The sequence below is a fragment of the Propionivibrio sp. genome, assembly GCF_017995515.1.
GTDB lineage: Bacteria > Pseudomonadota > Gammaproteobacteria > Burkholderiales > Rhodocyclaceae > Propionivibrio.
On record NZ_JAGOIT010000001.1, the window covers coordinates 22,680 to 29,120 of the forward strand.

Sequence of the window (6,441 nt, forward strand, 5' to 3'; positions counted from 1 at the left end):
ATACTTGAAAATTGCACATGCCCGCCACCACCCGCACCTGCGTCTGCCTTGCCGCCCTGCTGCTCCTTGCCTGCAACACGCAGCCGCCTGCCGCCGATAAGGCAAGCCAGCCCGTCGCGGTGATGACGGAGGCTCCGGCAATCGGCGCGACGGAAACCGCGCCCGCAAGCAGCGAAACCGAGGCAGCGGACCCCGCCGACAACATCTATTTTCAGCTGCGCTCGACCGTCATCGACGAGGCCGAGAAGCTGAAGCTGCGCGAGCGCGCCGAAAGGCTCAAGGCAAACCCCAAGGCCCGGGTGACCCTGATCGGACACATGGACGATCTGGGAAGCCGCAATTACAATCTGGCTATCACCGAGGAGCGGCTGATGGTAGTCACCAGCCAGTTGCGCGCACTGGGTGTGCCGGCACGCCAGATTCGACGCCAGCGTGCGGCCGTTGAGAACAGTTCGCCGGACTGCAAGACGGAAGCCTGTCGGGCGCCGATGCGCCGGGTTGAACTGAAGTATGTCGATTGAAACTCGCCGTCAATTTCTGCCGAACGTATCAATGATCTTCCGCGCAGCGCCCCTAACGAACCCGCAGGACAAACCGATTGTTTAGAAATGGCACAACGACTGCACTGATCTTATCGTCGGTGCTCGCGACCGGTTGCTGGACTGACGACGTCGCTCACGGCTACCTGGCCGTCGAATTCGAGGATGGCGAAGTCCTGACGCGGCCGATCGTCATTCCGCCGGCCGAGGAAGGCGAGTACCGCCTGTACTACGCGCTGGAATCGCGTGGCAAGGTGTGCGTGTTGCGCGGGCAAATCCCGCAGGAAGGACTGTTCTTCTATCCGCGCTGCGACAGCCTGAAGGGGACGGGAATGCTCTCGTGCAACAACGGCCATTCGCTGAACCTGCAGTGGCGGATGACTTCGTGCGAGGGCGGGCGCGGACGCTCGGTCGAGTACTCGGGCGCAACGTTCCACTTCGGCTTCTCCGCCAGTGAAAAGGGGGCGCTCGCCGAGCTGGAAAAAGCGCGGCTCGAGACACGCGCGATCGCTCACACCAAGCAGAGCGAGAACCGCGCGCAGCCGGCGCAGTAGCCTTATTGATCCCGCGCGGCAATGTTTGAAGTCCGTTCGCCCTGAGCCTGTCGAAGGGGGGCGGGCTTTGACAGGCTCAGCCCGAACGGGAGTTGAGACTTCTTCGTGCCGGATCAGTAGCCGGCGCGAAACGCGCTTTAACCGCTGCGTCCGATCACCGACGCCGTCGCCAACAGCTCTTCGAGCAACGCCATCGAGGCGTGGCCCGAGCAATTGAACGGATTGAGCACCGGCAGCTTGGCATATTTGAGCAGCAAGGACGGATTGACCGTGGCGATGTCGACGTGGCCCATCGTCCAGTTGCCGAAGCGGCGCTCGGAGATTTCCTCGTAGGTCAGGATGCGCACGTTCGTGTGGCGGTCGTCGCGCACGATCGTGTTGTACAGCTCGCACACCTCGTCGCGTCCGCCCTCCAGTACCTGCAGGAAGAGGTCTTCGCTGTAGCAGAGGATGCCGGTGATGCCGAGGCGCGGATTGTGCGCGCGCGACTGGGCGAGGATGGATTCGACGACCAGCGCGGTCAGCGGCGCGGCGGCGCGGCTGGCGTAGAGCAGACGGACTAACATGGGGAACCTCAGACTTTCAGGTTGATGAGGGAGAGGAATTCGCGGCGCAATGCGGCGTCCTTGAGGAAAGAGCCGCGCATCACGCTGTTGATCATCCTGGTCTCCGCATCCTTGACGCCGCGCCAGTGCATGCAGAAGTGATCGGCTTCCATGACCACGGCGAGACCGTCCGGGCTGACCTTGCGCATCAGCAGTTCGGCCATCTGCGTGATCGCCTCCTCCTGGATCTGCGGCCGGCTCATCACCCATTCAGCAAGGCGCGAATACTTTGATAACCCGATCAGGTTCGAGTGCTCGTTCGGCATCAGGCCGATCCACAGCCGCCCCATGATCGGACAGAAGTGGTGGCTGCACGCGCTGCGCACGCTGATCGGGCCGACGATCATCAGCTCGTTCAGGCGCTCGGCGTTGGGAAACTCCGTCACCTGCGGCGCCGCCACATAGCGACCGCGAAAGACCTCGGTCAGGTACATCCTGGCGACGCGGCGCGCCGTGTCCTGCGTGTTGTGGTCGCTCTCGGTATCGATGACGAGGCTTTCCAGTACGCCCTTCATCTTGCCTTCGACCTCGTCGAGCAAGGCGTCGAGGTCGCCGGGTTCGAGAAAGGCGGCGATGTTGTCGTTGGCGTGGAAACGCTGACGCGCGCGCTGGATGCGCTCGCGGATGCGCGCCGAAACCGGCGCATCGGGTATTTGCGGCAGGTCGCTCATGATCGTTTGTCTTGTTCGTTGCTTTACTGAGTTGCTACGGGAGACCCGTCTGACCGCATGAGCGGCGATCGCGTTCAATCGCCGCAGCGGCAAGTCACAGCATGCGCACTTCGCGCTGCGGCAGCGGGATGGCGATGCCGTGCGCGCGGAATGCCGCCAGCACCGCCTGATTGACCTCGCTGATCGCCGCCTCGTAGTCGGGCACGTTGACCCACGGGTTGATGTTGATGGTCACGCAGGCGTCGGTCAGGCGCGCGACGCCCACCACCGGCGCGGGCGTCTTGAGCACGCGTTCATTGCCCGCCAGTACCTCGTTGACCAAGGCCAGCGCCGCCGCGACGTCGGTGCCGTAGGCGACGTTGGCGAGCAGCGACAGGCGGCGGATCTGCCCGCAGTTATGCAGGATTTCTCCGACGATCTTTCGGCTCGGGATGACGACGCGCGAGCGGTCGGTGTGCCCGAGCGTCGTGTTGAACAGGCTGATGTCGAGCACTTCGCCTTCCTCGTCGCCGATCGAGATGTAATCGCCAACGTGGAAGGGCTGCGTGAAGATGATCGTCAGACCAGCGACGATGTTGCCGAGCACCCCCTGCAAGGCCAGCGCGATGCCCGCGCCGGCGACGCCGAGGCCGGCGACCAGCGGCAGCAGCTCGACGCCAAGGTTCTGCATGGCCATGATGACGAACAGGCAGAGGACGAACAGCTGCACCAGGCGCGCGATCAGCTGGCGCACCGGCGCTTCGAGCTTGAAGCGCGCCAACAGGCGCGTGACCATCACGCCGGCCCAGCGGCCGGCCATGTAGCCGACCAGCAGGATGATCCCGGCAATCAGGAGCCTGGGACCGAACTTGACGCCCATGTCGATGGCCGTCGCTTTCACCTGATCCAGTGTCTGCAGTGACTCGCTCACGCCATTTCCCCTATGCGTTGTTGATGTATGACGTCTGCCCGCCAGTTTAGCCCACGCCGCAGGCGACGAAGTCCTGCGCCGGATTGCCGCCGTGCTGCGCGCCAACCTGCGCCACAACGACCTTGCCGCGCGCATCGGCGGCGAGGAGTTCGTCGATGCTCATGCGCGCCGACAGCGGCCTCTACCGCGCCAAGCAGGACGGCCGGAACCGGGTGCAGGTGGTGTGGGGCGCCGAGGTCGGCGGCAGCCTGTGGCTGCTCTGAGCGCGGTTTCTTTCGCTTACCGGCTGAACAGGCGCGCCACCGCCTCGGGGTTCGACGGGAAATAAAGGTGCATGTAGCTCGCCGTCAGCCGCTGGCGGCGATGGATCGCTTCGCCGGTTCGTCCATCGGGGCGCATCGAGGTGGCGATCGGTTCCAGCATCGTCTCGGTCTTCGAGTAGTGGAAAGCGTGGCCGCGCAGCCTGCCTTCGGGCAGCTCGACTTCCTGCATGCCCAGCCCGGCAAGGCGCTTCTGCATGCGCACCTGGCCGGGCAGCAAGCCGGCGAGGCGGTGCTCGTTTCCTTTGACATCGCCCAGCGTCTCGAACAAGGCCATCATGCCACCGCACTCGGCAAGCACTGGCCGACCCGCATCGACGTGCGCGGCGAGCGATTGCCACAGCGAACGGTTCGCCGCGAGCGCCGGGCCGTGCAGCTCCGGGTAGCCGCCCGGCAGCCAGACGGCATCGCACTCGGGCAGGGCGGCATCGGCGAGCGGTGAGAAGTACTTGAGCGTCGCGCCGAGGCGTTCCAGGCAATCGAGATTCGCCGGGTAGAGGAAGCAGAAAGCCGCATCGCGTGCGATGGCGATCGTCTTGTCGGCGAGCAGTGGCGGCAAGACCGGCGGCGGAACGTCGTCGAAGGCGACCGGCGGCGGCAGGTTCGCGGCGGCCGTCGCCGCCAGCAGATCGGCCATGTGCTCGATGCGCTGCGCGAGCCCTTCGATCTCGGCCGCCGGCAAGAGGCCGAGGTGGCGCTCGGGCATCGCCGCGTCGACGTCGCGCGGCAGGTGGCCGTACCAGGCGATGTCCGCCGGCAGGCTCTTTTCCAGCAATTCGGCGTGATAGGCGCTGCCGACGCAGTTGGCGAAGGCGGCATTCACTGGCGTTCCCGGCCGGTAGTGCTTGAGCCCGTAGGCGATCGCGCCGAAGCTGTTGGCCATCGATGCGCCGTTGATCACGGCGAGGATCGGGATGCCGAGGCGCGTCGCCAGCTCGGCCGCCGACGGCGTGCCGTCGAAGAGGCCCATGACGCCCTCGACGAAGATGAGGTCGGCGTCGCGCGCCGCTTCGGCCAGGCGCCAGGCGATGTCATCCGCACCGCACATCCAGAGATCGACGTTCTGGCACGGTGCGCCGCTGGCGATGGCGTGGATCTGCGGATCGAGAAAGTCCGGCCCGCACTTGAAAACGCGCACCCGGCGCCCGAGCCGCGTGTGCAGGCGCGCGAGCGCGGCGACGACGGTCGTCTTGCCCTGGCCGGAGGCCGGCGCGGCGACGAAGAGCGCCGGGCAGGAGAGTTTCGCATTTGCCATCTTCGTCATCGAACTACCACTCGAGACCCGGCATCGCTTTGACGCCGGCCTTGAAGGCGTGTTTGACCATCGTCATGTCGGTCACCGTGTCGGCTATTTCAACCAGCGCATCGGGCGCGGCGCGGCCGGTGATGATCACGTGCTGCATGGGCGGGCGCATGGCGAGCGTTTCGAGCACGCGATCAATATTGAGCCAGCCGTACTTCAGGACATAGGTGAATTCGTCGAGCACGACGAGGCCGTAGTCCGGGTCGGCGAGGTACTGGCGGGCAATGTCCCACGCCTTCTCGGCGACGGCCATGTCGCGCGCGAGGTCCTGCGTGTCCCAGGTAAACCCTTCGCCGGTGACGTGCCAGACGAGGCGATCCGGCATCGTTTCGCCGACCTTGATGAAAAACGCCTCCTCGCCCGTATCGGACCGCCCCTTGATGAACTGGATGACGGCGACCTTCATGCCGTGTCCGAGGGCACGCGCGACGACGCCGAACGCCGACGACGACTTGCCCTTGCCGTTGCCGGTATTGACCACCAGCACGCCGCGCTCCTGCTGCGCCGCGGCGATGCTCTCATCGACGACCGCCTTCTTGCGTGCCATCCGCTTGGCGTGGCGCTCTTCGCGGCCGCTGTTGTTGTCTTCTGCTTCCTTGTTCTCGCTCATGGAGTCCTCATCGGTATTTGGCCCATTCAGGCCGGAATGAAACTGACCCGCCCTTCGCATTCGATTGCGTGCAACGGGTATTGAAACAGCGCCGAGAGCCGCTCGGCGGTCAGCATTTCACGGGTCGGACCGTATTCGGTCAAGCCGTCGCCGTGAATCAGCAACACGCGATCCGAATAGCGCCAGGCCAGCGCCGGCTCGTGCAGCACCATCGCCACCGCCGCGTTGCGCTCGCGGGCCGCGGCGGAAAAGAGGTCGAGCATGGCGATCTGGTGCTTGAGATCGAGGTAGGCGATCGGCTCATCGAGCAGGTAAAGCTGCGGTGCCTGCGCGAGCAGGGTGGCGATCGCCACGCGCTGCCGCTCACCGCCGGACAGCGTCTGCACGTCGCGCTGTTCTAGCCCGGCCAGGTCGACCGCCGCCAGCGCCCGGCGCACGATCTGCGCATCGTTCTCGCTTTCCCAGCCCCAGCGTTCGAGGTGCGGGTGACGGCCGACGAGCACCGTCTCCAGCACCGTCGAGGCAAAGGCGTCGCCGCGCGCCTGCGGCAGCCAGCCACGGATCAACGCGCTCTTGCGCGTTCCGAGTTCGGCATACATCGTACCGCTGACCCTGACCTCGCCGGACAGCGGCGCACGCAAACCGGCGAGCACCGAGAGCAGCGTCGACTTGCCGGCGCCGTTGCGCCCGAGGATGGACAGGCGCTCGCCCGCCGCCAGGGCGAAGTCGAGGTCGCGGCAGAAGACCTTGCCGGCGACGCCGACGGTCAGCCGGCGCGCTTCGAGCCGCGGTGACAGTGATAACGAAGGCGCCATCTCAGCCCCGCGCCTTGGCGTCGCGCGCCAGCAAAAAGAGAAAGACCGGCACGCCGATCAGCGCGGTCAGTACGCCGACCGGCAGCTGCTGCGGCGCAATCAACGAGCGCGCCA

Annotated in this window: 9 protein-coding genes; 2 read left to right on the top strand and 7 right to left on the bottom strand. The window is 65.7% G+C overall.

Annotated features, from left to right (window positions below):
• The first annotated feature begins 17 nt into the window (after window positions 1–17).
• Entirely contained in the window at window positions 18–521 is a 504-nt protein-coding gene (locus KBA32_RS00130) for an OmpA family protein (RefSeq protein WP_294353425.1), read from the top strand.
• 119 nt (window positions 522–640) lie between these two features.
• The gene (locus KBA32_RS00135) at window positions 641–1,093 is read left to right on the top strand and encodes a hypothetical protein (protein ID WP_294353427.1); all 453 of its coding nucleotides are present in this window, start codon (window positions 641–643) and stop codon (window positions 1,091–1,093) included.
• A gap of 137 nt (window positions 1,094–1,230) precedes the next feature.
• Here the strand turns inward: KBA32_RS00135 and KBA32_RS00140 are convergent, their stop codons facing one another.
• The 7 genes from KBA32_RS00140 to KBA32_RS00170 form a co-directional block, all read right to left on the bottom strand.
• Window positions 1,231–1,659: a BLUF domain-containing protein gene (locus KBA32_RS00140; RefSeq protein ID WP_294353430.1), complete on the bottom strand. Its 429-nt coding sequence runs from the start codon at window positions 1,657–1,659 to the stop codon at window positions 1,231–1,233.
• A gap of 8 nt (window positions 1,660–1,667) precedes the next feature.
• Window positions 1,668–2,369 (bottom strand): GTP cyclohydrolase I, encoded by a 702-nt coding sequence (folE, locus tag KBA32_RS00145; protein ID WP_294353432.1) that lies wholly within the window; start codon window positions 2,367–2,369, stop codon window positions 1,668–1,670.
• A 94-nt stretch (window positions 2,370–2,463) separates the two neighbouring features.
• Complete coding sequence (locus tag KBA32_RS00150) at window positions 2,464–3,279, bottom strand: mechanosensitive ion channel family protein (protein WP_294353433.1); 816 nt, start codon at window positions 3,277–3,279, stop codon at window positions 2,464–2,466.
• A 279-nt stretch (window positions 3,280–3,558) separates the two neighbouring features.
• The gene (locus KBA32_RS00155) at window positions 3,559–4,863 is read right to left on the bottom strand and encodes a cobyrinate a,c-diamide synthase (RefSeq protein WP_294353436.1); all 1,305 of its coding nucleotides are present in this window, start codon (window positions 4,861–4,863) and stop codon (window positions 3,559–3,561) included.
• Window positions 4,864–4,867: 4 nt separating this feature from the next.
• Window positions 4,868–5,512 carry a cob(I)yrinic acid a,c-diamide adenosyltransferase gene (cobO, locus tag KBA32_RS00160; RefSeq protein WP_294353439.1) on the bottom strand — a complete coding sequence of 215 codons (645 nt, stop codon included), beginning with the start codon at window positions 5,510–5,512 and terminating at the stop codon, window positions 4,868–4,870.
• A gap of 26 nt (window positions 5,513–5,538) precedes the next feature.
• A complete protein-coding gene (locus KBA32_RS00165; RefSeq protein WP_294353442.1) occupies window positions 5,539–6,327 on the bottom strand; it encodes an ABC transporter ATP-binding protein in 789 nt (262 codons plus the stop codon).
• Between the two features lies 1 nt (window position 6,328).
• Window positions 6,329–6,441: iron chelate uptake ABC transporter family permease subunit (locus KBA32_RS00170; RefSeq protein WP_294353606.1), on the bottom strand; the 113-nt coding region annotated here is incomplete at its 5' end.

Coding starts and splice junctions, on each gene's coding strand:
- cobO (WP_294353439.1), bottom strand. CDS start 5,512: ATGAGCGAGAACAAGGAAGCAGAAGACAACAACAGCGGCCGCGAAGAG.
- KBA32_RS00155 (WP_294353436.1), bottom strand. CDS start 4,863: ATGACGAAGATGGCAAATGCGAAACTCTCCTGCCCGGCGCTCTTCGTC.
- folE (WP_294353432.1), bottom strand. CDS start 2,369: ATGAGCGACCTGCCGCAAATACCCGATGCGCCGGTTTCGGCGCGCATC.
- KBA32_RS00140 (WP_294353430.1), bottom strand. CDS start 1,659: ATGTTAGTCCGTCTGCTCTACGCCAGCCGCGCCGCCGCGCCGCTGACC.
- KBA32_RS00165 (WP_294353442.1), bottom strand. CDS start 6,327: ATGGCGCCTTCGTTATCACTGTCACCGCGGCTCGAAGCGCGCCGGCTG.
- KBA32_RS00130 (WP_294353425.1), top strand. CDS start 18: ATGCCCGCCACCACCCGCACCTGCGTCTGCCTTGCCGCCCTGCTGCTC.